The following is a 25,688-nucleotide window of genomic DNA, read 5'->3' as shown; positions in this document are numbered from 1 at the left end:
ATGAGCTCAGGGCGCGCTCGGTGGAAGAAACCCTACTTGGTCGTATACCCGCTGCAGGGTCCGCGCAGACACCTCTCGGGCCCGCCGTGCCCCCTGCGCCAGGGCGGACTCCAATTCTGCAGGGTCGGCCAGCAATTCGTCGACCCGTGCCTTGATCGGCGTGACGAACTCGACGACGGCGTCGGCCGTGTCGGCCTTGAGGTCGCCGTAACCCCGCCCCGCGTAGCCCTCGACGAGCTTGTCGACGTCGGTGCCGGTGACCGCGGACTGGATGCTCAGCAGGTTCGAGACCCCGGGCTTGGCGTCCCGGTCGAACCGGATCTCGCGCTCGCTGTCGGTGACGGCGGACCGAATCTTCTTGGCGGTCTTCTTCGGATCGTCCAGCAGGCTGATCAACCCCGCGTCCGAGGCTGCCGACTTGCTCATCTTCGAGGTCGGGTCCTGCAGGTCGTAGATCTTGGCCGTCGCCTTCTGGATCATCGGCTCGGGCACCACCAGCGTGCCGGGGAACCGGGCATTGAAACGCTGGGCGACGTCACGGGCGAGTTCGAGATGCTGCCGCTGGTCCTCCCCGACCGGCACCAGATCGGTGTCGTAGAGCAGGACGTCGGCGGCCATCAGCACCGGATAGGTGAACAACCCCACGGTGGTGGCGTCGGCGCCCTCCCGCTGTGACTTGTCCTTGAACTGCGTCATCCGCGACGCCTGGCCGAACCCGGTGAAACAGCCCAGGACCCAAGCCAATTCGGCGTGAGCCGGGACGTGGCTCTGGACGAAGACGGTGGAGCGGGCAGGGTCGATGCCCAGCGCCAGATACTGCGCCGCGGTGACCAGGGTGCGCCGGCGCAGCTGGGTCGGGTCCTGCTGCACGGTGATCGCGTGCAGGTCGACGACGCAGAAGTAGGCGTCGTAGCCGTCCTGCAGTGCCACCCACTGGCTGACCGCCCCCAGCGCGTTGCCGAGGTGTAGGGAGTCGGACGTGGGTTGCGCGCCGGAGAAGACGACTCTTTCGGACGCGCCATCGTGCTGAGTGCTCATGGTGTGGTCGATCCTTCCACCCCCGTCATCCCATTTCTTCGGGGGTCAGGCGTACTCGACGGTCACCGGGGCATGATCCGACCACCGCAGGGCATACGCCTCGGCACGCTCGACGCGGGCCGACACCACGCGCTCGGCCAACCCGCGGGTCGCCAGCTGGTAGTCGATGCGCCACCCGGCGTCGTTGTCGAAGGCCTTGCCGCGCCACGACCACCAGCTGTACGGACCGGCCACGTCCGGATGCAGCACCCGCACCACGTCCACCCAGCCGCTGGCCATCAGATCGGTCAGCCACTGCCGCTCAACCGGCAGGAACCCGGCCTTCTTCTGATTGGCCTTCCAGGCCTTGAGGTCGTCGGTCGTGTGGCAAATGTTCCAGTCCCCGCAGACCACCGCGTCGCGGCCGGCGTCACGCAGCTCGGCCATCCTGGCGGCGATGGCCGCCATGAACCGTTCCTTCTCCAGCTGCCGCTCGGTCTCTGCCTCACCGGTCGGGACGTAGACGCTCGCGACCGTCAAGTCACCGGTGTCGACCTCCACGTACCGGCCGTGGGCGGCGAACTCGTCGGCGCCGGGTCCGATGAGCGTGCGTGTCACGGGATGACGGCTCAGCACCGCCACACCGTTGCGTCCGCGCAGATGCGGATCGGCCGACGCCAGGTGCCAACCATCGGCCACGGCCGGCGCCAGGGCCTCGGCCAACTGCACGTCGTCGGCGCGCGTCTCCTGCAGGCACACGACATCGGCCAGGGTCTGCTTCAACCACGGCAACAGGCCCTGGTTCTCGGGTGAGCGCTCCTTGACGGCGGCGCGAATGCCATTGACGTTGATGGTGCTGACGATCAACCGACCGCTCCTCGCATGCGCTTCACGGTCCGCGAGCCTAGCCCGGCCACCCGCGGCCATTCTTGCGGTACCGCCGGTATCACCTTAGTGTCGGCGGCATGGCAGAACGCGCCCCCATCCACGTCGGCTCCGGTGAACCGATCCTGCTGCTGCACCCGTTCCTGTGTTCGCAGGCGGTGTGGCGCACGGTGGCCGATCAGCTCGCCGACACCGGTCGGTTCGAGGTGTTCGCCCCGACCATGGTCGGGCACCACGGCGGCCCGCGGGCGACCTCCTGGTTCATGGATACCAGCCACCTGGTGGACGACGTCGAACGACGCCTCGACACGCTTGGCTGGGAGACGGCGCACATCGTCGGCAACTCCCTGGGCGGCTGGGTGGCCTTCGAACTGGAGCGCCGGGGCCGGGCCCGCACGCTGACGGCCATCGCCCCGGCGGGCGGTTGGTCGCACCACTCCCCGACCAAGTACGAGACGGTGCTGAAATTCCTCGCCGGCGGACCGGCGCTGGCCGCCGCCCGATTGTTCGGCCCGCGAATCCTGGACTTCCCCTTCGTGCGGCGCCTGGCCACACTGCCCGTCAGCGGACCCGCCGACGGGCCAAGCCACTCCGACTTGGTCGCCCTGGTCGAGGACGCGACCCATTGCACGGCCTACTTCCAGCTGCTGGTCAAGACGCTGCGACTACCCGGCCTGCTGGAGTTGCCCGACGTCGGCGTCCCGACCCAGCTGGTGCTGTGCGAGAAGGACCGGGTGTTCCCGACGCCACGCGGCCACCGCTACCTAATCGAGAACCTGCCCGACAGCACCGAGGTGATCCGGCTGGAGGGGCTCGGCCACATCCCGATGCTCGAGGCGCCGGGCCGGGCCACCGAGCTGATCGCCGACTTCGTCGACCGTCACGCCGAGCCTCGGCGTCAAGCACCACCGGCGGGTTAGCGCAGGGCGCGTTGGAGGTCCTCGGCGATGGTGCCGAGGTACTCCTCGCTGGTCTCCCACGGCTGGTCGTGCCGATCAGCAGCGCCAGGTCCTTGGTCATGTGGCCGCCCTCGACCGTGCCGATGACGACGTCCTCCAGCGTCTCGGCGAATTCGCCGACCACGGGTGTGCCGTCGAGCTTGGCCCGGTGCTGCAGGCCGCGCGTCCACGCGAAGATCGAGGCGATCGGGTTGGTCGACGTCGGCTTGCCCGCCTGGTATTGGCGGAAGTGCCTGGTGACGGTGCCGTGCGCGGCCTCGGCCTCGACCGTCTGGCCATCGGGGGTCATCAGCACCGACGTCATCAACCCCAGTGAGCCGTATCCCTGTGCGACCGTGTCGGATTGGACGTCACCGTCGTAGTTCTTGCACGCCCACACGTACCCGCCCTCCCACTTGAGGCAGGAGGCCACCATGTCGTCGATCAAGCGGTGCTCGTAGGTCAGGCCCCTTGCCTCGAAGTCGGCCTTGAACTCCTCGTCGAAGATGCGCTGGAACTCGTCCTTGAACATCCCGTCGTAACCCTTGAGGATGGTGTTCTTGGTCGACAGATAGACCGGATAGTCATGCTGTAGGCCATATTCGAGCGACGCCCTGGCGAAGTCCTGGATGGACTTCTTGAAGTTGTACATGCCCATGATGACGCCGCCGTCGTCGGGGACGTGCACCACGTCGTGCACCATCGGTTCGCCACCGTCGTCGGGTGTGAACGTCACCGTGAACGTGCCGGGCCCGTCGACCTTGGCATTGAAGGCGCGGTACTGATCGCCGAAGGCGTGCCTGCCGATGATGATCGGCTTGGTCCACCCCGGTACCAGGCGCGGCACGTTCTTGATCACGATTGGCGCGCGGAAGATGGTGCCGCCCAGGATGTTACGGATCGTCCCGTTGGGCGACAGCCACATCTGCTTGAGGCCGAACTCCTCGACGCGAGCTTCGTCGGGGGTGATGGTCGCGCACTTGACCCCGACGTGGTGCTTCTTGATCGCGTTCGCGGCGTCGATGGTGACCTGGTCGTCGGTCGCGTCGCGATTCTCGATCCCGAGGTCGTAGTACTCCAGATCGACGTCGAGGTACGGCAGGATCAGCGTCTCCTTGATGAGCTTCCAGATGACTCGCGTCATCTCGTCGCCATCGAGCTCTACGACCGTGCCGTCGACCTTGATCTTGGACATGCGGCCAACCCTACAAGCGCCGGGAAGCCCGCTCGGGCTACCGACCGGTAGCCACGGCTCAGCTCTTGACGTCCTCCAGCGCGGCGTTGAAGGTCTTGCTCGGCCGCATCACCGCTGCCACCTTCTCGGTGTCCGGGTAGTAGTAACCACCGATGTCGACGGGATCGCCCTGCACCTCCCGGAGTTCGGCGACGATGGTGTCCTCGTTCTCGGCCAGCGCCTTGGCCAGTGGGGCGAAGTGCTCGGCCAGCTCGGAATCCTCGGTCTGGGCGGCCAGCTCCTGGGCCCAGTACAGGGCAAGGTAGAACTGACTTCCCCGGTTGTCGAGCTCACCGGTCTTGCGGGACGGATTCTTGTTCTCGTTCAACAACTTTCCGGTGGCCGCGTCCAGCGTGGTCGCCAGCAGGGCGGTGCGCTTGTCGCCGGTCTTGTTGCCGAGGTCCTCGAGGCTGGCACCCAGTGCGAGGAATTCACCCAGCGAGTCCCAGCGCAGGTGGTTCTCCTCGACGAGCTGACTGACGTGCTTGGGCGCCGACCCGCCGGCCCCGGTCTCGTAGAGCCCGCCGCCGGCCATCAGCGGCACGATCGACAGCATCTTGGCGCTGGTGCCCAGCTCCAGGATGGGGAACAGGTCGGTCAGGTAGTCGCGCAGGATGTTTCCGGTCGCGGCGATGGTGTCCTGCCCGCGGATCAGGCGTTCGATGGTGTGCCGCATCGCGCGTTCCTGGCTCATCACCGAGATGTCGAGGCCCTCGGTGTCGTGATCGGCAAGGTACGTCGCGACCTTCTTGCGCAGCTCGTTCTCGTGCGGGCGCTCCTGGTCGAGCCAGAACACCACCGGCATGCCGGAATTGCGAGCGCGGGTCACGGCAAGCTTCACCCAGTCCCGGATCGGCGCATCCTTCACGACGGGCATGCGCCAGATGTCACCCTCTTCGACGTTCTGGCTCAGCAGCACCTCGCCGGTCTCGACGTCGACGATGTTGGCCACGCCGTCGGTGGGGATCTCGAAGGTCTTGTCGTGGCTGCCGTACTCCTCGGCCTTCTGCGCCATCAGACCGACGTTGGGGACGGTGCCCATGGTCGTCGGGTCGAACTGGCCGTGGGTCTTGCAGAAGTTGATGATCTCCTGATAGATCCGAGAGAACGTCGACTCCGGGTTGACCGCCTTGGTGTCCTTGGTGCGTCCGTCGGCGCCGTACATCTTGCCGCCCAGGCGAATCATCGCCGGCATCGAGGCGTCGACGATCACGTCGCTGGGCGAGTGGAAGTTCGAGATGCCCTTGGCCGAGTCGACCATCGCCAGCTCGGGCCGGTGCTCGTGACAGGCGTGCAGATCGCGGATGATCTCCTCGTGCTGGCTGGCGGGCAGCGACTCGATCTTGGCGTAGAGATCGCTCAGGCCGTTGTTGACGTTGACGCCCAACTCGTCGAACAGCGCCTGGTGCTTGGCGAACGCGTCCTTGTAGAAGATCTTGACCGCGTGGCCGAACACGATCGGGTGGCTGACCTTCATCATCGTCGCCTTGACGTGCAGCGAGAACATGACGCCGGTCTTGTAGGCGTCCTCCATCTGCTCCTCGTAGAACTCGCAGAGCGCCTTCTTGCTCATGAACATGCTGTCGATGACGTCACCGGCGTCCAGCTCGACCTTCGGCTTGAGCACGATCGTCTCGCCGCTGGTGGGGATCAGCTCCATGCGCACGGTGTGGGCGGCGTCCAGCGTGAGCGACTTCTCGCCGTGGTAGAAGTCACCGCGCTTCATCGTCGCCACGTGGGTGCGCGACGCCTGGGACCACTCGCCCATGCTGTGCGGGTGCCTGCGCGCGTACTCCTTGACCGCCTTGGGCGCGCGACGGTCTGAATTACCTTCGCGCAGAACCGGATTCACAGCACTGCCGAGGCACTTTCCGTAGCGCTCCTTGAGCGTGCGCTCCTCGTCGTTCTTCGGCTCACCGGGGTATTCGGGCAGGGCGTAACCCTTGGCCTGCAGCTCCTTGATGGCGGCCAGCAGCTGCGGCACCGACGCGCTGATGTTCGGCAGCTTGATGATGTTGGTGTCCGGGTCCTGGGTGAGCGCGCCCAGTTCGGCCAGGTTGTCCGGGACGCGCTGCTCTTCGGTGAGGTAGTCCGAGAACTCGGCCAGGATGCGGGCCGCGACCGAGATGTCGCTCGTCTTGACGTCGATCCCGGCCGCATCGGCGAAGGCGCGCACCACCGGCAGAAAGGCATACGTCGCAAGCAGCGGCGCTTCGTCGGTCAGCGTGTAGATGATCGTTGGCTTCTCGGCACTCATGTGTTCTCTTTTCGGCGTCACGGTCGACGTGCATCAGTATCGCGTCGCATACGAACCTACCGGCCGTATGCGTCTCGTAGATGTCGTGGGTGAATTCCGTGGCGAGGCCAACAGGTCACCGGTCACAACGCTCGCGAATCATGATCGAATGCCTCCTCCGAGGGTTAGCATCCCGCCTCGTGAGACGAATCCTGGCAGTGACCGCCGTGCTGGCGGCGATCCTGACGTCGAGCGCCTGCGGCAGCAAGCCATCGGCGCCCTCCGCACCCACGCCCGAGCAGCGCTCGGCGGCGCAAGCCGTCGTAATAGTGTCGGGTGGAAACGCCACCAGCCCGTTCACCACCCCGGACCAGGCCTGCGCCACCGGTCTGGCCGCCGGCAACACCGACACCGAACTGCGCAGGTACCTGCTCGAGCAGAAGTACACCGTCTACACCTCGCCTGCCATGGCCGGGCGTGGCCAGGTCGTCGACCAAACCGGTTTCGGTCCCTTCGGCATCTGCCCCGTCACGCTGCCCGAGAACATGACCGTCGACTCGACCGGCAGCATCGACACCGCCGGCGAGCACCTGGCCCGCTTCCTGAACTGGCTACACACCGACAAGGGCGTCACCGACGTCGATCTCGTCGCCCATTCCATGGGCGGGCTGTACTCGCGCGCCGCGATCCGCGTGCTGACCAGCACCAACTCCCCGGTGCGCATCCGCTCGCTCACCACGCTCGGCACCCCGTGGCAGGGGTCCTACCTGTCCGACTACGCCAACGACATCGTGCCGCTGACCGACTGTCTGGGCGACAAGCTCTGCGAGACCTTCATGACGGGCTTCAAGACCGAGGTGATCCGGCTGATGGCCGGATCCGGACGCGAGGTCAACCAGGCCTTCCTGATGGGCAAGGCGGGCTGGAACGACTTCCAGGCCGGCGTGCTGGACGAGATCCCGGTCGTACTGATCGGCGGCAAGAAGTTCACCGCGCCCGCGGGTCGAGCCAACCCGGCGGTCTGGCCGAACGACGGCCTGGTCGCATTGCAGAGCGCCCTGGCCAAGGACATCAGCGACCCGGTGTTGCCCCACCGCCGCTGCTACACCTTCGACGACACGCACAGCATCTTCGTCTCCGACGCCGCCAAGCTGGAATGGAAGACGGCGTTGACGTGGGATCCAGCGGTGCTCGACGTCATCCACCAGGCCATCGAGGACGCCCCCGGCGCGCTCGCCTCACCCAACCGCCAGGGCTGCCCGGCCTGACGCTCGCGCCGTCCTGGCGACGCCCCCACCAGCAAGATTCGTAGTCACTTCTCGTCTGCTGGCGGTGATGAGATACGCTTCGTTTCGGTCATGAGTGCCAGCGTCAAGCCCCGGCTCGCTGGCCGGCAACCCTCCAACCGCGGTGGGGTGCCCCGGGTGATTGACCAGGTTGAGTAGTCGAAGTCGGCTACACGGCAAGCGCGGGCCCGCCATGACGGGCCCCCAGAGTAGACAGGGAAACCTGATGCGGAGGCCCACGTTGTGCAGTTCTCGCTGAACCATCCCCAGACCTGATTCGTGCCCCGTTGGGCACAGCCATCCCCTCTTCCAGGAGACATCCGTCATGACCGATGCAACGAATCCGTCCGCTACCTGGGCGTTCGAGACCAAACAGGTGCACGCCGGCCAGGCCCCCGATACCGCAACCGGTGCGCGCGCCCTGCCGATCTACCAGACCACGTCGTATGCGTTCCGCGACACCGATCACGCCGCCGCCCTGTTCAGCCTCGCCGAGCCGGGCAACATCTACACCCGCATCATGAACCCCACCCAGGACGTCGTGGAGCAGCGCATCGCCGCCCTCGAAGGCGGTGTCGCCGCACTGTTCCTGTCCTCCGGGCAGGCAGCGGAGACCTTCGCGATCCTCAACCTCGCCGGTGCCGGTGACCACATCGTGGCCAGTCCGCGGCTCTACGGCGGTACGTACAACCTGTTCCACTACACGTTGCCCAAGCTCGGCATCGAGACCACGTTCGTCGACGATCCCGACGACCTGGATTCCTGGCGCGCGGCCGTTCGACCCAACACCAAGGCGTTCTTCGGCGAGACCATCTCCAACCCGAAGATCGACATCCTCGACATCCCCGGGGTGTCCTCGGTCGCCCATGACAACGGCGTCCCGCTGATCGTCGACAACACCATCGCCACCCCGTACCTGATCCAGCCCATCACCCACGGCGCGGACATCGTCGTCCATTCGGCGACGAAGTACCTGGGCGGGCACGGCACCGCGATCGCCGGCGTCATCGTCGACGGCGGCACTTTCGACTGGACGCAGGGCCGCCATCCCGGGTTCACGACGCCCGACCCGAGCTATCACGGCGTGGTGTTCGCCGAGCTGGGACCGCCCGCCTACGCCCTCAAGGCGCGCGTGCAGCTGCTGCGCGATCTGGGATCGGCGGGTGCGCCGTTCAACGCCTTCCTCGTCGCCCAGGGCCTCGAGACGCTGAGCCTGCGGGTCGAGCGGCACGTCCAGAACGCGCAGCGCGTCGCCGAGTTCCTCAGCGAGCATGACGGCGTCCTGTCCGTCAACTACGCCGGACTGCCCAGCTCGCCCTGGTACGAGATCGGAAAGCGGCTGGCGCCCAAGGGAACCGGTGCCGTCCTTGCGTTCGAGCTGGCCGGCGGAGTCGAAGCCGGCAAGGCGTTCGTCAACGCGCTAGTGCTGCACAGCCACGTCGCCAACATCGGCGACGTGCGCTCGCTGGTGATCCACCCGGCCTCCACCACGCACGCGCAGCTCTCGCCCGAGGAGCAACTCGCCACCGGCGTGACGCCCGGGCTGGTGCGCCTCGCGGTGGGCATCGAGGGCATCGACGACATCCTCGCCGACCTCGAGCGCGGCTTCGCCGCGGCCAGCGCCCACGCCGCGGCGCGCCGGGCCACGGTCTCGGTGTGAGGCCGGAGGTGACGACCATCGAAGCACCGGGTGCCGCACCGGTGACACTGCCCGCCGAAGGCGACGTGGGCGTCGTGGACATCGGCTCGCTGACGCTGGAATCCGGCGCGGTCCTCGACCAGGTGCACATCGCCTTTCAGCGGTGGGGTGCACTGTCCGCCGAGCGCGACAACGCCGTCGTGGTGCTGCACGCCCTGACCGGCGACTCCCACGTCACCGGTCCTGCGGGCCCCGCTCATCCGACACCGGGCTGGTGGGACGGCGTCGCCGGACCGGGTGCCCCGATCGACACCGATCGATGGTGTGCGATTGCCACCAACGTGCTGGGCGGGTGCCGCGGCTCCACCGGCCCCAGTTCGCTTGCACCAGATGGCAAGCCGTGGGGGTCGCGCTTCCCGGCGATCACCGTGCGCGACCAGGTGAACGCCGATCTGGCTGCACTCTCGGCGCTGGGCATCACCGAGGTCGCCGCCGTCGTCGGCGGGTCGATGGGCGGTGCCCGTGCCCTGGAGTGGATCGTCGGACATCCCGAAACCGTCCGTGCCGCACTGGTTCTCGCCGTGGGCGCAAGGGCCACCGCCGATCAGATCGGCACCCAGTGCACGCAAGTGGCCGCCATCAAGGCCGACCCGCATTGGCAGAACGGCGACTACTACGGAACGGGCCGCTCCCCGGAGACCGGCATGGAGATCGCGCGGCGCTTCGCGCACCTGACCTACCGTGGCGAGAAGGAACTCGACGACCGGTTCGGCAACGACGCGCAGGGCGCCGAGGATCCGACCGCGGGTGGCCGCTACGCCGTGCAGAGCTACCTGGAGCACCAGGGCGGCAAGCTGGCCCGACGCTTCGACGCCGGCACCTACGTCGCGTTGACCGACGCGCTGAGCAGCCACGACGTGGGCCGCGGCCGGGGCGGCTTGGCGGCCGCGCTGCGCCGGGTCACGGCGCCGGTGATCGTCGGTGGCATCACCTCCGACCGGCTGTACCCGCTGCGGCTTCAGCAGGAGTTGGCCGACCTGCTGCCGACGTGCCGCGGGTGCAACGTCGTGGACTCGGACTTCGGCCACGACGGCTTCCTCGTCGAGACCGATGCGGTGTACGAATTGATCAGGCAGACACTGGAGTTCGCATCCACGTGACCACTGAGCAGTCCCGAGAACGCTCGCTGTCCTTCGGCGAGGAGGCCGCTGCCTATGAGCGCGGCCGGCCGTCCTATCCGCCGGAGGCCATCGACTGGCTGTTGCCCCCCGGGGCTCGCGACGTGCTCGACCTCGGTGCAGGCACGGGCAAGCTGACCGTGCGGCTCGTCGAACGCGGCCTCGACGTCGTCGCCGTCGATCCCATTCCCGAGATGCTCGAGGTGCTCCGCAGGTCGCTTCCCGACACCCCGGCACTGCTCGGCAGCGCCGAGGAGATTCCGCTGCCCGACGCCAGCGTCGACTCCGTGCTGGTGGCCCAGGCCTGGCATTGGTTCGACCCCGAGCGGGCGGTCAGCGAGGTCGCCAGGGTGTTGCGTCCCGGCGGGCGCATCGGGCTGGTTTGGAACGTTCGCGACGAGCGGTCGGGCTGGGTCAAGGATCTGGGCCGCATCATCGGCAAGGAGGACGATCCGGCGAGCCGGCGAGCCGTGACGCTGCCTGCACCGTTCACCGACGTGGAACGCCATCAGGTCGAATGGACGAGTTACCTTACGCCGCAAGCACTCATCGATCTGGTGGCCTCGCGCAGCTACTGCATCACGTCCCCTACCGAGGTCCGCACCAAGACGCTGGACCAGGTTCGCGAGCTGTTGGCGACGCACCCGGCGCTGGCGAACTCGACGGGCCTGGCACTGCCCTACGTCACGGTTGGAGTGCGGGCGACGCTGGCGTGAGCTTGCCGCCGCCTGCACGGTCAGGATGGCGGACCGAACCAACGCTCCAGTGCCGCAGCCAGTCCCGGTCCCTCGGCAGATTCCGAGGCCCAGGCTACGTATCCGTCGGGCCGCACCAGCAGGCCGGTCACCGGTGAGTCCAGCGGGCTGGCCGTGACGATCTCCACGCGGTCGGCCCAGCCGGTGCCGATGGCCGCGAACGCGCCGCCGGACCCGTCGATCAGGACCGGGCGGGCGTCGTGCAGCAACTCGGCGACGCGACGGCCGTCGTCGAGCACCAGTTCGGGCGCCAGCAGGCCCGACAGCGGATGCGAGTCGCCGACGTCGTAGCGGACGTCCGAGCCGGCGAGCAGCCGAGCCATGTGCCCGCGTACCTGCGACTGATCCAGCAGCTCGCCGAAGAGTGTCCGCAGCGCAGTGACCTCCGGGCCAGGCGTCATCAGCGCCTGCTGGGCCAACGACTGCATCATCACCCGCTCGCCCACCGGTCGGCGTTCCGACTCGTAGGTGTCCAGCAGCCCGTCGGGTGCCCAGCCCTTGATCCGAGCGGCCAGCTTCCAGCCGAGGTTCACCGTGTCCTGCAGGCCGAGGTTCAGCCCGGGCCCGCCCATCGGCGAGTGCACGTGCGCGGCGTCGCCGAGCAGCAACACGTTGCCCACCCGGTAGGTCTCGGCCAGCCGGGTGTTGATGCCGTCCATCCGGCGCATCGCGTGCGGACCGGGGCCCCGCGGGGGCTCGAGCGGCACGTCGACACCGAACACCCGACGCGCACTGGCGCGCAGATCCGCTAGGCTCATCGGAGGCGCGTCGGGCTCCAGCCTGCCGACCTCAGTGGTAGCGAACAGTGTTCTGCCCGAAGGGATCTGGAAGAATACGTACCCGCCCGTGTCGAGCCGGTTGTGCCGGTGCCGAAGCGGACCGAAGCCGGGGATCTCGTATCCGCCGTCCGCGCCGCGCAGTTCGTCGGGCAGGTGGACGTCGGCGAGCCGGGTCACCGTGTTGGAGGTGGCGCCGGGAAAGCCAACGCCGATGGTCTTGCGGACCAGACTGCGGCCACCGTCGGCGCCGACGAGGAAGGTGGTGTCCAACCGGTAGGGGCCGTCCGGCGCGTCGACGGCGAGGGTGACGCCGTCGGCGCCCGGCGTCAGAGAGCTCAGGGCGTGGCCCCACCTGAGGTCGACGCCCAGATCGCGGGCCCGCTTCTCCAGCAGGCGCACCAGCCGTGGTTGCGCAATCATCAAGGCGTGCATGGGATTGTCCTCGACGCCGTCGAAGTCCACCGTCATGCCGGCGAAGATCCAAGCGCTCGAGGGCTCTGGCGGACCGTCGGGACCGCCGAAGGTCTGATGGAGCCCGCGCATGTCGAGCATCCGCACCACCTGCCCCACCACACCGTTGGCCTTGGGCTCCTCGCCGGGGACGGACTGTGCGTCCAGCACCACGCAGGGCACCCCCGCGAGCGCGAGCTCGCAGGCCAGCATCAGACCGTTCGGTCCCGCCCCGGCGATGACGACGTCGTGATCAGACATGGTGCTCCTTCTCGGGTGAAGGTTCGGGTAGCCCCGCCGCGACGGCGGCCAGGGCCTCGCGGTAGAGGGTGGTGATGGCCACCGGCGGATCTGCCGTGGCGTAGGCCTCCATGGCCGTGTCCCCCACCGCTCGCATCACCGCGGCGACCAGCCGGGGGTACATGTCTCGGGTCGCGTCGGTGCCACTCCGTTCGGCGATCAGGTCGATCCACTCGTCGAACAAATCCTTCGAGACCGCGTTGCGAATCGCCGGGTTCATCAACAGCTTCCGTATCTCGGCCAGCTCGCTTCTGGACGGTGCGCCGCCGCTCCCGCCGAATTCCAGCTCAAGCGGCTCGAGCATCGCCTCGGCGAGTGACGTCCACAGCGGCTCGTCCGCCGGCCGTGCGCGCATGGCGTCGAGGCTGCGCCGCAGACGTTCGTTCTGGCGGTAGGCCATCGCCTCGTACTTGCCGGTGAAGTAGTTGTTGAAGGTGCGCACCGAGACACCCGCCAAGTCGGCGATCGCCTCCCGCGTCACCTGGTCGATGCCGTGCTCCAGCGCCAGGCGCAGGGCGGCGTCGCTGAGCGCCCGCCGGGTGTCGGCCTTCTTGCGTTCGCGTAATCCGAGGGAGGGTTCCGTCGTCACGGGCACCACCGTACGCGCAATGTTGCCCAGTGGGCAAGATTGCCCACTGGGCAAACTTTAGCCGAGGAGTGCGACGCCTCCGGCGACGACGCGGTGGACCAGCGGCACGCCCGGCCGGTACGCCAGGTGTACGTAGGACGGGGCGTCGAGCGCGACGAAGTCGGCGCGCTTACCGGGTGCGAGCACCCCGACGTCGTCGTGACGCAGTGCCGCCGCACCCCCCGCCGTCGCCGCCCACAGCGCCTGCGCCGGCGTGAAGTACATGTCGCGCACCGCGACGGCGATGCAGAAGGCCATGCTCGAGGTATACGACGAACCGGGGTTGCAATCGGTGGCCAGCGCCACCGTCGCACCCGCGTCGAGGAATCTCCTGGCGTCCGGCCACCTTGCGCGCGTGGAGAATTCGGCACCGGGCAGCAGGGTCGCCACCGTCGTGTCGGCCGCGGCGGCGAGCGCTTCGACGTCGGCGTCCGAGGCGTAGGTGCAATGGTCCACCGAAGCCGCCTGCAGCTCGACCGCGAGCTGGATGCCTGCACCCTCTTCCAGCTGTCCGGCGTGCAGGCGCGGCACCAAGCCCGCTGCCCTGCCGGCCAGCAGGATGGTCTTGGCCTCGTCGACGTCGAAGGCGCCTCTGTCGCAGAACACGTCGATCCAGCGCGCCAGCGGGGCGCAGGCCGCCAGCATCGGCCCGACTACCAGATCGACGTAGGCGTCCCGGTCGTCGCGGTACTCTCCGGGCACCACGTGCGCGCCGAGGAACGTCGTCTCGGCGGTGAACCCACCGGCCAGTCGCAGCGCCCGGGCCTCGTCGGCGACGGTCAGGCCGTAGCCGCTCTTGGTCTCGAACGTCGTGATGCCGCCGCGGACGAGCTCGGCGGCCAGTCGAGTCAGACCGTTGGTCAGGGTCGCGTCGTCGGCAGCCCTGGTGGCGGCCACGGTGGTGGCGATGCCGCCAGCGGCATACGGCTGGCCGCTCATCCGCGCGGCGAATTCCGCCGAGCGTTCACCGGCGAACACCAGGTGGGCGTGGCTGTCGACGAAGCCGGGGATCACGCTCGCACCACCGAGGTCGGTGCGTGCATCGGCCTCCGGGGCGTGGCGCGCCTCGCCGACCCATGCGAGGCGGTCGCCCTCGACGAGGATCGCGCCGTCGGCGATGATGCCAAGCGGGCTGCCGTCCCCCTGGCCGGGATCGTTGGTGACGAGTTGGCCGATGCCGTCGTACAGCGTGGTGGTCACTGGTCGTCCTCCCCCATCAGCTCCGAGATCGTCAGCGCCAGCTCACCACTGACGTCGTCGATGCGGCCGTGCCTGCGCCCGGTCACGACGGCCCGGCCATCGACCACGACGTCGGTGACGTCTGCAGCGGTGGCGGCGAAGACGACGTTCTCGATCGTCGCGCCACCGCCGGCCGTGCGCACCGATTCCAGGTCGACGGCCACGAAGTCCGCCCGCGCACCGACACTCAGCGCGCCGGCGTCGGTCCAGCCCAGCGCATGCTGACCGTCCCACGTGGCGGCGGTCAGGAGGCGATCGGCGGTCAGGACACCGCGCTCGCGGCGGGCCAGGCGCTCGTCGAGCTCGGTGGCCCGCGCCTCCTCGAACAGGTCGATGACCGCGTGGGAGTCCGATCCCAGACTGAAGAGCCCGCGGCCGGCCAACAGCACCGCGGCCGGGCCGATGCCGTCGCCCAGATCCCGTTCGGTGGTGGGACAGAAGCACACGCCGGTCGCCGTCCGGTCGAGATCGGCCAGGTCCGCTTCGGTCAGGTGGGTGGCGTGCACGGCGGTGGTGCGGGGGCCGAGGACCCCGGCGTCGCGCAGCAGGGCCGTCGGAGTGGCGCCGTGCACCGCGAGGCACTGGTCGACCTCGGCCGTCTGCTCCGAGGAGTGCACGTGCAGGGGTGCGTCGTTAGCGCCGGCCCACCCGACGACCGCCGGCATGTGCTCCAGCGGCACACCGCGCACGGAATGCAGCGCGGCGCCGACGATGACACGATCGCTGGTCGCCGCGGCGTGCAGGGCCTCCACCCGCTCGGCCCAGGCATCCCCGCTGCCGTCGCCGAACCGCTGCTGCGGGCCGGGGGCCAGAGGCGCGCCGTCGACCCCGGCGCTCAGGTAGCAGGTGTCCAGCAGCGTGAGCCGGATCCCGGCCTCGGCCGCCGCGGCGATCAAGGCGTGGCCCATCTCGTTGGGATCGGCATAGCGCACCCCTTCGGCGCCGTGGTGAAGATAGTGGAACTCGCCAACGGACGTGATGCCCGCACAGACCATTTCGGCGTACACCGCCGCGGCGAGCCGGCGGTACCGGTCGGGGTCGAGCCGCTCCGCCGCGCGGTACATCAGGTCCCGCCAGGTCCAGAACGAGCCGCGGTCGCGCTGGGTGCGCGAGCGCAGCGCCCGGTGGAAGGCATGGGAGTGCGCGTTCGCCAGTCCGGGCACCACCAGCCCCGGCAGCCGGCGCGACGGCGGGGGCGCGGCGACACCGGTCTCGATCGCGACGATGCGGCCGTCGGCCTCCGTGATCAGCACCCGCTCGGCGACGGCAGCACCGCCCAACCACGCGTGCTCACACCACCAGCTGCTCACCTCGCCCACTCGATCAGGACGTCCGCGAGCGCTTCGGCACCGATGTGACAGTCACCGGGCTCGGCATGTTCCTCCGGCGAGTGCGAGACGCCGGTCGGGTTGCGCACGAACAACATTGCCGTTGGTACCCTGGCAGACAGGATGCCAGCGTCGTGGCCTGCCTGGGTGGGCAGCACGGGGACGTCGCCGAGACGCGCCAGCGCCCGCTGCAGGCGCGCCCGCGGGCCTTCGGGGAATTCGACGATGGGCGTGACGGATTCGACGGTGACGGACAGGTCGATACCGTCGGCGGTGGCGAACTCCCCGGCCTCGGAGCTGATCTGCTCCACCAGTGCGGTCAGCGTCGGTTCGTCGGCGGCCCGCGCGTCGAGCCACGCGCGCACGCGCGAGGGAATCGCGTTGGCACCGTTGGGCGAGACGAGGACCTTGCCGAAGGTGGCGACGGCCTCGTGCCGGGCGGCAGCCGAACGCGCGGCGTGCACCGACGACGCGAAGGCCAGCATCGGATCGCGGCGGTCGACCAGCCTGGTGGTGCCCGCGTGGTTGGCCGCGCCGGCGAAGACGAACTCCCAGCGGCCGTGGGGCCAGATCGCCGACGCGACGGCGATCGGCCGGTCGACCAGATCGAGCGCGCGGCCCTGTTCGACGTGCAATTCGACGTAGACACCGATGCGCCTGAGCAGATTCTCGTCGGGACCGAGGTGCTGCGGGTCGCGACCCGCACCCATCATCGCCTCGGCGAGGGTGACGCCGTCGTTGTCCCGCAAACCGCGGGCCCGCTCGGCGCTCAGCGCGCCGGTGGCCAGCTGGGAACCCACGCAGGCCACCCCGAAGCGGGCGCCCTCCTCATCCGAGAAGGCGGCCACCGCAACGGGAATGGTGGGAACCACACCGCGGTCGCGCACGACGTCGATGGCCGCGAACGCCGACACGACGCCCAGCGGTCCGTCGAATGCGCCGCCGTCGGGTACCGAGTCCAGATGCGACCCGGTGACGAAGGCGTCCTTCGGTTCTCCGGTCCACCCCGGCGGCAGCCACCATGCCCACAGGTTGCCGTTGCGGTCCTCCTCGACGTCCATGCCGCGTGCGGCGGCACAGCCGCGAAACCACTCGCGCAGCGTCAAGTCGGCGTCCGACCAGGCATACCGTCGGTAGCCGCGCGTACCGGTGTCCTGCCCGACGTCGAGGATCGGGGTCCACAGCGCGTCGAACCGCGACCCGACGGTAGCCGTCACTGGTTCTCCTGCATCGGGATTCGCACACCGCGCTCGGCGGCGACGGCGGCGGCGTGCTCGTACCCGGCGTCGGTGTGCCGGATGACGCCCATGCCGGGATCGTTGGTGAGCACGCGCTCGAGCTTCTGGGCGGCGAGCTCGGTGCCGTCGGCGACCGATACCTGACCGGCATGGATCGAGCGGCCCATGCCCACGCCGCCACCGTGGTGGATCGACACCCAGGTGGCACCGGATGCGGTGTTGAGCAGGGCGTTCAGCAACGGCCAGTCCGCGATCGCGTCGGACCCATCGAGCATTTACTCGGTCTCGCGGTAGGGCGAGGCGACCGACCCGGAGTCCAGGTGATCGCGGCCGATGACGATGGGGGCGGACACCTCGCCGGAGGCGACCATCTCGTTGAACTTCAGTCCCGCACGGTGCCGTTCGCCGTAGCCGAGCCAGCAGATGCGGGCGGGCAGCCCTTCGAACTCGACGCGTTCACCGGCCATCGTGATCCACCGTCGCAGGTGGGCGTTGTCGGGGAACAGTTCGAGGATCGCCCGGTCGGTGGCGGCGATGTCGGCGGGGTCACCCGACAGCGCGGCCCAGCGGAACGGGCCCAGCCCCTCCTCGAACTGGGGGCGGATGTAGGCGGGGACGAAACCGGGGAAGTCGAAGGCCCGGTCGTAACCGGCCTTTCGGGCCTCGTCGCGAATCGAGTTGCCGTAGTCGAAGACCTCGGCGCCCCGGTCAAGGAACCCGACCATGGCGGCCACCTGCTTGGCCATCGACTCCTGCGCCCGCTCGGTGAAGTAGACCGGATCCTTCTCGGCCATCTTCTTCATGTCCTCGAGGTCGATCCCGATCGGCAGGTAGGACAACGGGTCGTGCGCGGAGGTCTGGTCGGTGACGATGTCGATCGGAGCCTCGCGTTCCAACAGCGCGGGGAAGATCTCGGCGGCATTGCCGACGACGCCGATCGACAACGCCCGCTTGGCATCCCGGGCCTCGATGGCACGGGCGAGCGCATCGTCGAGATCGGTGGCCTTGACGTCGAGATAGCGCTTGGAGATGCGCCGGTCGATGCGGGTCTCGTCGACGTCGACGCAGATGGCGACGCCTTCGTTCATCGTGATGGCCAGCGGCTGGGCACCACCCATGCCACCGACACCACCGGTGAGGGTGATGGTGCCCGCCAAGCTGCCGCCGAACTTCTTCTTGGCGATCGCGCCGAACGTCTCGTAGGTACCCTGCAGGATGCCCTGGGTGCCGATGTAGATCCACGACCCGGCCGTCATCTGGCCGTACATCGTCAGACCTGCCGCCTCCAGCGCGCGGAACTGCTCCCAATTCGCCCAGTCGCCGACCAGATTGGAGTTGGCGATCAGGACGCGCGGCGCCCAGACGTTGGTGCGGAACACCCCGACCGGTTTGCCGGACTGAACCAGCATGGTCTCGTCGTCCTCGAGACCGCGAAGGGTGCGAACCAGCGCGTCGAACGCCGGCCAGCTGCGGGCGGCGCGCCCGGTCCCGCCGTAGACGACCAGATCGTCGGGGTGCTCGGCGACCTCGGGGTCGAGGTTGTTGCACAACATGCGCAGGACGGCCTCCTGTTGCCAGCCCTTGCAGGAGATGTCGGTTCCGCGCGGGGCACGGACGGGACGGGGACCGGCGACGGAGGCGGGCCCAGAGGTGGTGCTCATGTCAGAGACGTCCTTTGTCGTAATTGCCTAGGAACCGTTGATGCCCGCGCCCGCAAGCCACTTCTTCGCGATGTCGGCGAGGTTGGCTCCCGTGGCGGCCTCGGCGTTCATCGAGATGAGGTCATCGGTGGTGAGCTTCGCCGACACGGCGTTGAGCGTCTTGGTGATGGTCTCGTTCTCCTTGGCCGCCTTGATCACCGGGACGACGTTCTCCGCGGCGAACAGCGACTTGTCGTCCGCGAGTGCGACGAGGTCGTTGGTCTTCAGACCGGGGTCGGTGCTGAACAGGTCCCCGGCCTGGATCTGACCGTTCGTCAGTGCCGTCATGGTCAGAGTGCCGCCCGCGTCGAGGGTGACGAAGTCCTTGAAGTTGAGGCCGTACACGTCGCGCAGGCCGACGACGCCCTGCTGGCGCGTCTTCCACTCCGGTGGACCGCCCAGGACGAGTTCGCCCGCATGCGGGGCCAGGTCCGACACCGTCTTCAGCTGGTACTTGTCGGCGGTCGCCTTGGTGACGGCCACGACGTCCTTGTCCTCGGCGGGCGAGGCCGTCAGCAGCGACAGTCCCTGGGGCATCTTGCCGGTCAGCTCGGTGGTCACCGCTTCCGTGGTCGCCGCTGTCGACTTCGGGTCCAGGTAGCTCAGCAGCGCACCGGAGTACTCGGGCACCAGATCGATCGAGCCGTCCTTGAGCGCGGCGATGTAGACCTCGCGGCTGCCAATGTTGAACTGCTCCTTGACCTTGACGCCCTTCGCCTGCAGGGCCTGGGAGTAGATGCTGGCGATGAGCTGGCTCTCGGTGAAGTCCGCGGAGCCGATGATCACCTCGGATCCGGCGGACCCCTTGTCATTTCCGTCGCCGGACAGGGGATTCGATCCCCCGCCGCCACACGCGCTGAGGGCGAGTACGGACGTGAGGGCGAACGCCGAGAGGATGGCGCGTCTCTTCATGATGATTCTCCTTGGTAGGCGGTGCCGGGTGGCACCTAGGCGGCGGCCTGAATGGCGGGATCAGTGCGGACTCTCGACGACTTCTTCGCGGAGCGACGAAGCCCTGGTGACACGACGAGTCTGCCGAGCCAGGCGAACCCGAACTCCAGCAGCAGTGCGAGTGCGGCGACGAGGATTGCGCCGCCTGCCATTTCACTGAAGTTGGCCTGCGCACGGCCGTCGAGGATGAACCGGCCGAGTCCCTGCAGACCGAGGTAGGCCGCGATGGTGGCCGTCGAGACGATCTGCAGGGTGGCACCCCTGATACCGGAGAGCAGCAGCGGAAGGGCACACGGCAGCTGGACCCTGACCAGGATCTGTCGCTTGGTGTACCCCATCCCACGGGCGGCGCCCACCGCGTCGGCGTCGGCGTTCTGGATGCCGGCGTAGGTGCCGGTGAGAATCGGCGGCACCGCGAGCAGGACGAGCACCACGATGGTCGGCAGGACGTAGACGAGTTGACCGGTGACGACCGGTGAGATGATCAGGAACAGCAGGACGAGCAGCCCAAGGGACGGCAACGCCCGCAACGCGTTCGCCGATCCGGCGACCAGCGCCTCGCCGCGGCCGGTGTAGCCGATCACGATGCCGAGTGGCACCGCGATCGCCAGGGCCACCGCCAGGGCGACCCCGGAGTACAGCAGGTGATGGCCGATCTGCATCGGGATGCCGTCCGACCCGGTCCAGTTCGCGGGGTCGGTGAGCCAGCCGAAGATGTTCACGAGGTCACCGTCCGTTGCCGCCACGGGGTGGCGCGTTCATTGACCCAGATGATGATGCCGTCGAACACCACGGCCAGTACGACGCAGAGGACGACCCCGGTGATCAGCGGCGTGTAGAGCCGGAGTTGGAACCCCTGGGTGAACAGTGAGCCGAGCTGCGGAATGCCAAGCAGCGCAGCCATCGTCACGATGCTGACGTTGGACACCACGGCCACCCGCAACCCAGCCGCGATGACGGGTACCGCGACGGGCAGTTCCACCAACAGCAGCCGCTGCCAGCTGCGGTAGCCCATCGCCTCGGCGGCGGCCACCGTGTCGTGGGGCACCGAACCGAGTCCGTCGGCGACCACGCGCACCAGCAGCGCCAGGGTGTACAGCGTCAGTGCGACGACGATGTTGACCGGATCGAGAATCTTGGTACCGAGGATCGTCGGCAGGATGATGAACAGCGCCAGCGAGGGAATGGTGTACAGCAGACCCGCCGTACCGACGATGGCCGCGTACCCGCGCCCGGACCGGTGCGCCCACCACCCTAGGGGCAGAGCGAGCAGCAGACCGATCACGGTCGGCACCAGGGTCAACCACGCGTGGCTGATCGTGAGGTCGACGATGCGACCGAGGTTGGACGATATCCAGTTCATGCCGAAGCCCCTTCGCTGCGAGCGTCCTTGGCCCGCTTGATCGCGTCGATCACGTCGTGGTCGGTGGCCGTGCCGAGCAGCGCGCCCGCCTCGTCGGTGACGACGCACCGGCCGCTGGGACTCGACAGCGCCGAGTTGAGCAGATCGCGAAGGGGGTCACTCCTGCGGGCCGAGGTGGCGCTGAGGTTGACGTCGCCGTCGGTGACGCGGTCGCCCCGCAGGTTGGCGGTGTCGACCCAGCCGATCGGCGCGTTGGCCGCGTCGACCACCAGGACCCACCTGTCGTTGGGCACCCCGATCGTCGAGATACCCTGTCCCACCTGGATGGTCGGCTCGTCGACGAGGGCGAGCAAGTCGTCACAGGTGTGGAAGCCCAGCGCCCGGTACCCGCGAGCGGATCCGACGAAGTCGGCGACGAAGGCGTCCTTGGGTGCTGCGAGCAGATCGGCTGGCGTGGCGGCCTGGGCCAGTGTCCCGCCTTCGCGCAGCACCACGACCTGGTCGCCGAGTTTGAGGGCTTCGTCGATGTCGTGGGTGACCATCACGATGGTCTTGGAGATGTCGGCCTGAAGGCGAAGGAATTCGTCCTGCAACTGATTTCGGACGATCGGGTCGACGGCGCTGAAGGGTTCGTCCATGAGAAGGAAGGGTGGATCGGTGGCCAAGGCCCGGGCCACCCCCACGCGTTGTTGCTGGCCGCCGGACAGCTGCCATGGATATCGTTGGGCGAATCTTGCATCCAGTCCCACGCGTTCGAGTAGTTCCATTGCCGCCGAACGGGTTTGCTTCCTTCCACCGCCGAGCAAACGGGGCAGGGCGGCAACGTTGTCGACGACCGTGCGGTGCGGGAACAGACCCGCGTTCTGAATGACGTATCCGATTCTCCGCCGCAAGGCCACCCGGTCCAGGGTCTGGGTATCGACGCCGTCGAGTTCGATCGTCCCCGAGCTCGGTTCGATCAGGCGGTTGATCATCCGCATGGAGGTCGTCTTGCCGCAGCCCGACGGCCCGACGAGGACGGTGATCTTGCCGTTGGGTGCCGTGACGTCGAGGCCGTCGACCGCCACGGTCCCGTCGGGGTACACCTTGGACACGTCGTTGAATGTGATCATCGTGATCCTTCTGGAGGGTTCGCTTCGGTGGGGCTGCTCAGACGGGCGGACACGTCCGCTGCGGCCGCGATCAGCAGCCGCCCGTACTGCGTCGTCTGATCTGCGTTCAGCCGGTAGCTCGGAATGACGAGGCTCATCGCGGCGACGATCCGGCTCTGCGAGTACACCGGGCAGGCGATCGCGGTGACGTCGGTCTCCACGCCGCGCTCGACGACGACGTAGCCATCCTCGGTCACCTTGCCCCGCAGGGCGTGGCCCGCGGCCGAGGTGTCCAGTGGCACGGTCCTGCCGACCCAGCTGGCATGCCGCACCGAGTGCGTGCCCTCGACGATGTTGATGTAGACGGCGGTGGCGGCGTGCCCGACGACGCTGAGGTACACCGACTCGCCGGTCTCGGTGGCGAGTTCGTCCATGGCGGGCCCGGCGAGGTCGACCAGCGACTCGTCGCTGAGGGCCTGCGCCCCGAGCTGAATGATCCGGCTTCCCGGCCGGTACGTCCCGGTATCGTCCTTGCGCACGAAGCCCGTGGCCTCCAGCGTGCGCAGCAAGCGAAGCGCCGTGCTCGGGGCCAGCTCGCAGTCCCTCGCGGTATCGGCGAGATTCGCCCCGCCGCGATCGCAGACGCTCGCGAGCAGGGCGAGCGCTCGCTCGACCGTCCGCGTTGCTTGATCGGCCACCACGACCTCCTCTCGGGGCGAAGGCTACGTCTGCCGTGTTTCGCCTGGCCGCTCGGATATTGCTACTGAGTAAAATCTCAATTTCATCTGGTGGAACACGCAGCCTTCGGCGATGATAGGTCGCGGCACGCGTTTCGTGGTGCAAAACGAAAGGATCTTCGTGATCGAGGTGAGCGGGGTCATGGGGATCGGCGACGTCGTGGCGATCGCCGACCGGCGCGAGCGGGTCTCGCTACCCGCGGGGGTCGTCGAGGCCGTCGCCCGGCTGCACGACGAGGCCGCCGGACTCAGCGCGCGACACCCCACCTACGGGCGCACTACCGGCGTCGGCGCGAACCGGCTCGCGGCCATTCGCTCCGACGACCCGGACTACGGGATGCGTTTGCTGCGCAGTCACGCGGTCGACGCGGGCGATCCGCTGACCGACCGCACCGTACGGTCGATGCTGGCCGTCCGTCTCATCCAGTTGTGCGTCCCCGGCGCGGGACTCGACCCGGCGATCCTCGACGGCCTGGCCAGGATGCTCAACGACGACGCGCTACCCGAGGTTCTGCAGTACGCCTCGATCGGCACCGGTGATCTCGCCGCGCTGGCCGGCACCGCACTGACCCTGATCGGCGAGCGGCCCGCCTCGGCACCGCTGGCGCCGATGGCGAAGTGGGGTGCCGACAGCGCGCTGCCGTTCATGAGCAGCAGCGCGCTCACGGTCGGACGCGGCAGTCTCGCAGTTGACGAGCTGCTCCGGCTCGAGCGCGCGTCCAGCGTCATCTACATGCTGAGCTTCCTTGCATTGCAAGGGAATCCCTCGGCGTTCTCATCCGTCGCCGCTCAGGCGGCGGCCGCCACTCAGGTGGAGTCCGTCGCGACCAGGCTGCGGTCACTCTACGCCGACGGCGCCGCTCCCACCGGACCGCCGGCAAGGATTCAGGACCCGTACGGCCTGCGGGTGTATCCGGTGGCCCACGGCAGCGTCGTCGCGTCGCTGCATTCGCTGGTCAGGCAACTGGAGCGGACGCTGAACGCCGCGCAGGAGAACCCGCTGTTCGACGCCGACGGTGACCAGGTGGTGCACCACGGCGCGTTCTACCAGGCGTCGCTGTCGCTCGAACTCGACGGCGCCACCCTCGCGCTGGCCCTCACCGCGCCGATCACTCACTCCCGCATCAGGATGCTCAACGATCCGGACACCAACGGCGGCAACGCGTTCCTCGCGGCCGACGCGGCGGGTTCCTCGGGCCTGATGATGGTCGAGTACGTCGCGGCGGGCGCGATCGCCGAGATTCGCAACGCCGCACAGCCGGCGTCGGTCGGGACGCTGGTGCTCTCGCGCGGCGCCGAGGAGGACGCCACGTTCGCATCCCAGGGCATCCTTCAACTGGAGCGGTCGGTCGCCGCTTATCGCGTCCTGCTGTGCTGCGAACTGGTCGGTGCGGTACGGCTGCTGCGACAGCGGGGAATCGTGGATCGGTTCGGCGGAGTGCTCGGACGCGCCCTCGCGCTTGCCGCCGACCTTCCGGGCGACGAGGAGGACCGTGATCTTCGAGGCGACCTCGCCACTGCGGAAACCGTTCTCGACGAACTCGGGCGCCTCATCGCGGCGCCCCCGCGCTAGCTGGTGCCCAGCGGGTCGATCGTCAGCGCGATGTAGACGAGCGCCGCACTGACCGTCGCGGTGGTGGCCACGTCGATGGTGCGCGACCGGACCACCAGCAGGCCGGCGCGATCGTCGGCCAGCGTCAATCGCATGGCCGCCGCCACACCGACGCCGATTGCCAGCACCAGCGCGCCGCGACGCCAGTAGCCACCCACCACCAGGGCGAAGGCCGCCAGCAGGAACAACCCGACGGTCAGGATGGGCCACTGCTTCGCGAACACCTTGTGCGCGAATTGGCTTGGTGTCACCGCACTTTCGCCTCGTCGAGTTCGACTACGTTGGTGAGCAGGAAGGCCCGCGTCAGTGGACCGACCCCGCCGGGATTGGGTGACACGTGACCGGCGACGTCCCACACCCCGGGATGCACGTCACCGACCAGCTTGCCTGCCTCGTCACGGCTGACGCCGACGTCGACGACCGCGGCCCCTGGCTTGACCATGTCGGGAGTCACCATGTGCGGCACGCCGACCGCGGCGATGATGATGTCGGCCTCGCGCGTGAGCTCGGGCAGATGGCGAGTTGCGGTGTGGCACAACGTGACCGTGGCATTCTCCGAGCGCCGGGTCAGCAGCAACCCGAGCGGCCGGCCGACCGTGACCCCTCGCCCGATGATGGCGACCCGGGCGCCGGCGATCTCCACCTCGAACCGCCGCAGCAGGTGCACGATGCCCCGCGGCGTGCACGGCAGCGGCGCGGGCTCGTTGAGCACCAGCTTGCCGAGGTTCGTCGGGTGCAGGCCATCGGCGTCCTTGGCCGGGTCGATGCGTTCGAGCGCCGCGTTCTCGTCTAGGTGCTTGGGCAGCGGTAGCTGCACGATGTAACCGGTGCACTCGGGGTTGGCGTTCAGCTCGTCGATGGTCTCGTTCAGCGCGGCCTGGCTGATGTCGGCCGGCAGGTCACGGCGGATCGAGTCGATGCCCACCTTCGCGCAGTCGGCGTGCTTGCCCCTGACATAGGCCTGCGACCCCGGGTCGTCACCGACCAGGACGGTGCCGAGACCGGGCGTGCGGCCCGCGGCCGTCAACGCCGCCACCCGCTGCTTGAGGTCGACGAAGATCTCGTCGCGCGTCGCCTTGCCGTCCAACGTCATCGCACCCACGC

At 68.5% G+C, this 25,688-nt stretch carries 21 protein-coding genes, 2 pseudogenes and 1 riboswitch; of the genes and pseudogenes, 6 read left to right on the top strand and 17 right to left on the bottom strand.

The annotated features are described in order from the left end of the window. Window positions 1-6: 6 nt before the first annotated feature. Window positions 7-1,038 (bottom strand): tryptophan--tRNA ligase, encoded by a 1,032-nt coding sequence (trpS, locus tag SBI80_RS02540; protein ID WP_318972849.1) that lies wholly within the window; start codon window positions 1,036-1,038, stop codon window positions 7-9. A gap of 45 nt (window positions 1,039-1,083) precedes the next feature. Next, window positions 1,084-1,884, bottom strand: coding sequence for an exodeoxyribonuclease III (locus tag SBI80_RS02535; protein ID WP_318972848.1), 801 nt, complete (start codon window positions 1,882-1,884; stop codon window positions 1,084-1,086). Window positions 1,885-1,982: 98 nt separating this feature from the next. On the opposite strand from SBI80_RS02535, the gene SBI80_RS02530 reads away from it, so the two are divergent. Then, window positions 1,983-2,822 (top strand): epoxide hydrolase EphH, encoded by an 840-nt coding sequence (locus SBI80_RS02530; RefSeq protein ID WP_318972847.1) that lies wholly within the window; start codon window positions 1,983-1,985, stop codon window positions 2,820-2,822. Here the strand turns inward: SBI80_RS02530 and SBI80_RS02525 are convergent. Further along, a pseudogene (locus SBI80_RS02525) lies at window positions 2,819-4,035 on the bottom strand (NADP-dependent isocitrate dehydrogenase). The gene SBI80_RS02530 and the pseudogene SBI80_RS02525 overlap by 4 nt on opposite strands. 58 nt (window positions 4,036-4,093) lie before the next feature. After that, window positions 4,094-6,331, bottom strand: coding sequence for an NADP-dependent isocitrate dehydrogenase (locus SBI80_RS02520; protein ID WP_318972846.1), 2,238 nt, complete (start codon window positions 6,329-6,331; stop codon window positions 4,094-4,096). Window positions 6,332-6,510: 179 nt separating this feature from the next. On the opposite strand from SBI80_RS02520, the gene SBI80_RS02515 reads away from it, so the two are divergent. The 4 genes from SBI80_RS02515 to SBI80_RS02500 all read left to right on the top strand — a co-directional run bounded on the left by SBI80_RS02515 (window position 6,511) and on the right by SBI80_RS02500 (window position 11,129). Continuing rightward, window positions 6,511-7,578, top strand: a complete 1,068-nt coding sequence (locus SBI80_RS02515; RefSeq protein ID WP_318972845.1) for an alpha/beta hydrolase — start codon at window positions 6,511-6,513, stop codon at window positions 7,576-7,578. 86 nt (window positions 7,579-7,664) lie between these two features. Then, window positions 7,665-7,785, top strand: a riboswitch (SAM riboswitch). Between the two features lie 136 nt (window positions 7,786-7,921). Further along, complete coding sequence (locus SBI80_RS02510; RefSeq protein WP_318972844.1) at window positions 7,922-9,256, top strand: bifunctional o-acetylhomoserine/o-acetylserine sulfhydrylase; 1,335 nt, start codon at window positions 7,922-7,924, stop codon at window positions 9,254-9,256. Between the two features lie 17 nt (window positions 9,257-9,273). Next, the gene (metX, locus tag SBI80_RS02505; protein WP_318973649.1) at window positions 9,274-10,395 is read left to right on the top strand and encodes a homoserine O-acetyltransferase MetX; all 1,122 of its coding nucleotides are present in this window, start codon (window positions 9,274-9,276) and stop codon (window positions 10,393-10,395) included. After that, window positions 10,392-11,129, top strand: a complete 738-nt coding sequence (locus tag SBI80_RS02500; RefSeq protein WP_318972843.1) for a class I SAM-dependent methyltransferase — start codon at window positions 10,392-10,394, stop codon at window positions 11,127-11,129. The genes metX and SBI80_RS02500 overlap by 4 nt, the downstream gene beginning before the upstream one ends. 20 nt (window positions 11,130-11,149) lie before the next feature. On the opposite strand, the gene SBI80_RS02495 is transcribed toward SBI80_RS02500, so the two are convergent. The 11 genes and pseudogenes from SBI80_RS02495 to SBI80_RS02445 all read right to left on the bottom strand — a co-directional run bounded on the left by SBI80_RS02495 (window position 11,150) and on the right by SBI80_RS02445 (window position 22,933). Beyond that, window positions 11,150-12,658, bottom strand: a complete 1,509-nt coding sequence (locus tag SBI80_RS02495) for an FAD-dependent monooxygenase (RefSeq protein ID WP_318972842.1) — start codon at window positions 12,656-12,658, stop codon at window positions 11,150-11,152. Beyond that, a complete protein-coding gene (locus tag SBI80_RS02490) occupies window positions 12,651-13,286 on the bottom strand; it encodes a TetR/AcrR family transcriptional regulator (protein ID WP_318972841.1) in 636 nt (211 codons plus the stop codon). The genes SBI80_RS02495 and SBI80_RS02490 overlap by 8 nt, the downstream gene beginning before the upstream one ends. Before the next feature lie 57 nt (window positions 13,287-13,343). Next, window positions 13,344-14,525, bottom strand: a complete 1,182-nt coding sequence (hutI, locus tag SBI80_RS02485; protein WP_318972840.1) for an imidazolonepropionase — start codon at window positions 14,523-14,525, stop codon at window positions 13,344-13,346. Continuing rightward, entirely contained in the window at window positions 14,522-15,874 is a 1,353-nt protein-coding gene (locus tag SBI80_RS02480) for a formimidoylglutamate deiminase (protein WP_318972839.1), read from the bottom strand. Before SBI80_RS02480 ends, hutI begins: the two co-directional genes overlap by 4 nt. Further along, window positions 15,871-17,109 (bottom strand): allantoate amidohydrolase, encoded by a 1,239-nt coding sequence (locus tag SBI80_RS02475; protein WP_318972838.1) that lies wholly within the window; start codon window positions 17,107-17,109, stop codon window positions 15,871-15,873. The genes SBI80_RS02480 and SBI80_RS02475 overlap by 4 nt, the downstream gene beginning before the upstream one ends. Continuing rightward, a pseudogene (hutU, locus tag SBI80_RS02470) lies at window positions 17,106-18,791 on the bottom strand (urocanate hydratase). Before hutU ends, SBI80_RS02475 begins: the two are co-directional and overlap by 4 nt. A gap of 27 nt (window positions 18,792-18,818) precedes the next feature. Beyond that, a complete protein-coding gene (locus SBI80_RS02465) occupies window positions 18,819-19,742 on the bottom strand; it encodes an ABC transporter substrate-binding protein (protein WP_318972837.1) in 924 nt (307 codons plus the stop codon). A 35-nt stretch (window positions 19,743-19,777) separates the two neighbouring features. Further along, window positions 19,778-20,497 (bottom strand): ABC transporter permease, encoded by a 720-nt coding sequence (locus SBI80_RS02460; protein ID WP_413232652.1) that lies wholly within the window; start codon window positions 20,495-20,497, stop codon window positions 19,778-19,780. A 2-nt stretch (window positions 20,498-20,499) separates the two neighbouring features. Further along, the gene (locus SBI80_RS02455; protein ID WP_318972835.1) at window positions 20,500-21,144 is read right to left on the bottom strand and encodes an ABC transporter permease; all 645 of its coding nucleotides are present in this window, start codon (window positions 21,142-21,144) and stop codon (window positions 20,500-20,502) included. Beyond that, on the bottom strand, window positions 21,141-22,256 hold the full coding sequence (locus SBI80_RS02450; protein ID WP_318972834.1) for an ABC transporter ATP-binding protein: 1,116 nt from the start codon (window positions 22,254-22,256) through the stop codon (window positions 21,141-21,143). Before SBI80_RS02450 ends, SBI80_RS02455 begins: the two co-directional genes overlap by 4 nt. Continuing rightward, window positions 22,253-22,933: an IclR family transcriptional regulator gene (locus SBI80_RS02445; RefSeq protein ID WP_318972833.1), complete on the bottom strand. Its 681-nt coding sequence runs from the start codon at window positions 22,931-22,933 to the stop codon at window positions 22,253-22,255. Before SBI80_RS02445 ends, SBI80_RS02450 begins: the two co-directional genes overlap by 4 nt. 160 nt (window positions 22,934-23,093) lie before the next feature. On the opposite strand from SBI80_RS02445, the gene SBI80_RS02440 reads away from it, so the two are divergent. Continuing rightward, entirely contained in the window at window positions 23,094-24,545 is a 1,452-nt protein-coding gene (locus SBI80_RS02440) for an aromatic amino acid lyase (RefSeq protein ID WP_318972832.1), read from the top strand. Here SBI80_RS02440 and SBI80_RS02435 read toward each other — a convergent pair. Both SBI80_RS02435 and SBI80_RS02430 read right to left on the bottom strand, forming a co-directional pair. After that, window positions 24,542-24,835: a DUF3017 domain-containing protein gene (locus SBI80_RS02435; protein WP_318972831.1), complete on the bottom strand. Its 294-nt coding sequence runs from the start codon at window positions 24,833-24,835 to the stop codon at window positions 24,542-24,544. The two genes, SBI80_RS02440 and SBI80_RS02435, sit on opposite strands and share 4 nt — an antisense overlap. Further along, entirely contained in the window at window positions 24,832-25,686 is an 855-nt protein-coding gene (locus tag SBI80_RS02430; protein WP_318972830.1) for a bifunctional methylenetetrahydrofolate dehydrogenase/methenyltetrahydrofolate cyclohydrolase, read from the bottom strand. Before SBI80_RS02430 ends, SBI80_RS02435 begins: the two co-directional genes overlap by 4 nt. Window positions 25,687-25,688: the final 2 nt, after the last annotated feature.

The organism is Mycolicibacterium sichuanense (genome assembly GCF_033741125.1).
Classification (GTDB): domain Bacteria; phylum Actinomycetota; class Actinomycetes; order Mycobacteriales; family Mycobacteriaceae; genus Mycobacterium.
The sequence above is the reverse complement of the archived record's forward strand: the minus strand, read 5'-3'. Positions and strand labels throughout refer to the sequence as shown.